This is a genomic window from Streptococcus pluranimalium (assembly GCF_047785745.1).
Classification (GTDB): domain Bacteria; phylum Bacillota; class Bacilli; order Lactobacillales; family Streptococcaceae; genus Streptococcus; species Streptococcus pluranimalium_B.
In genome coordinates, this window is sequence record NZ_JBLOJT010000173.1 from 1 (window position 1) to 1,821 (window position 1,821).

The window sequence follows — 1,821 nt, forward strand, 5'->3', positions numbered from 1 at the left end:
TTCATGCATTTGAACCAGTGTTTTTTTATAGAAAACTTTGATTGAGAAAGACAAGGCTTTGATATGTGATTAAGGTGTAGAGATAGAGGGTTGCTGGTTTGGAGAGAAGGGTAATCCAGCAGAATTTTTTAAAGGACATCTTACTGAGTCCTGCCACCATACAAAGAAAGTCATCAGGAAAGCCAGGTAAAACAAAGGCACTTATGAGAAAAATGTCAAAACCACGTCCCTTGTCTAATTTTGTCATGTATTTATCATAGGTTTGCTCGGAAATAAAGGATTTAACGAAGCTTTCACCGTACTGTCTAGCCAGATAAAAACTCAGTAGCGATCCTGAAAAAATACCAATGAAGTTATAGATAAATCCGTAGAATGGCCCAAAAACAGCATGCCCAACAACACAAGTCATACCTCCTGGAATAATAGGATAAATGACTTGAATGATTTGTAGAAGAATAAATATCGCAGGCCCCCAAATACCTAAACGAGTGATGAAGCTTTGGAAGGGACCACCTACTGCAAAAATATGACTCTGCGTTTTGATATAGTAGAAGACGATTATCGAGATGATTAAACCTAACAGGCTAACAATTTGAATCCATTGTCTGTTGGATAATGATGGGTTTAATTTTGGCATATTGGAACCTCTATGATTTTCCTTATTTTCATTTATCATAACAAGATAAGGCCTTTCTAACATCAGCCTTAAGGCTGAAAGATAGAAAGAAAATAATTGAAAAATATAGTTATTATTTGACAATACTAAAAAACCTAACCAAATGGCTAGGTTTTTTGGGTAATTACAAATCATTGTAGGATCCTTGGAAGGTTGTTCCGTGGCTGATATCACCGTATTGATAACCTCTATCAAACCAGCGTTGACGCTGTTCAGACGTCCCGTGCGTAAAGCTATCTGGAACTACTCGACCATAGGCTTCTTCTTGAAGGGTATCATCCCCTACGGCATGGGCAGCCTGCATGGCTTCTTGAACATCACCTTTTTCGAGAAGGCCTTCGTCTTTAACATAGTTAGCCCAGGCACCAGCATAATAGTCAGCTTGTAGTTCTAAGCGAACATTGAGTTGGTTGGCTTCAGCCTCTGATTTTCCTCGACGAGCTTTGGTATACTCTGTCATTGTTCCTAATTCATTTTGGACGTGGTGTCCTACTTCATGGGCGATAACATAGGCTAGGGCAAAATCACCTTTAGCGCCGTATCGATTGGATAATTCATCATAGAAACTTAGGTCTAAATAAATTTTCTCGTCAGCAGGACAGTAGAAGGGACCAGAAGCTGCTTGTCCAACACCGCAAGCAGTCGTGGTATGACCAGAATAAAAGACAAGTTCTGGTTCTGTGTAATCTCCCATTCCTTCTTCTTTAAACTGTTTATTCCAGTAGTCTTCTGTTGAACCTAAGACCTTACTAACAAACTCAGCATCTGCATCACTGACATTGGTATTTTTTTTCTGAGTAATTTGATTGGATTGGTAGGATTGACTGGTACCACCTGTGAAAATCCCCGATAGGGCACCTCCACCACCAAACATGAGAAGAATGATAATCATGAAGAGTTTCATTTTCCAGGAGCCTCTTGAAAAAAGAATAGAGAGCAGAGCCCCTCCTCCCATACCACCTGCTCGTGAGCTACCATAAGATTGCTGGCCACGGCGGTCATCAATATTGCTACTTTTTCTAAGATCATCTATTTTCATTTTATTATCCTCTAAATTTATCTGATAACTTAATTGTACCAAAAGTCTCTTGAAATAGCTTTCCTAATCAATGGAAATCTTTAAATTTGTTATAATGAAGAAGATA

General features: G+C 38.9%; 2 protein-coding genes. Both read right to left on the reverse strand.

Annotated elements, in window-relative coordinates:
• Nucleotides 1–25: 25 nt before the first annotated feature.
• Nucleotides 26–637: a TVP38/TMEM64 family protein gene (locus ACMZ6U_RS10245; protein ID WP_416108322.1), complete on the reverse strand. Its 612-nt coding sequence runs from the start codon at nucleotides 635–637 to the stop codon at nucleotides 26–28.
• 163 nt (nucleotides 638–800) lie between these two features.
• On the reverse strand, nucleotides 801–1,715 hold the full coding sequence (locus ACMZ6U_RS10250; protein WP_416108323.1) for a neutral zinc metallopeptidase: 915 nt from the start codon (nucleotides 1,713–1,715) through the stop codon (nucleotides 801–803).
• Between the last annotated feature and the right edge of the window lie 106 nt (nucleotides 1,716–1,821).

Coding starts and splice junctions, on each gene's coding strand:
- ACMZ6U_RS10245 (WP_416108322.1), bottom strand. CDS start 637: ATGCCAAAATTAAACCCATCATTATCCAACAGACAATGGATTCAAATT.
- ACMZ6U_RS10250 (WP_416108323.1), bottom strand. CDS start 1,715: ATGAAAATAGATGATCTTAGAAAAAGTAGCAATATTGATGACCGCCGT.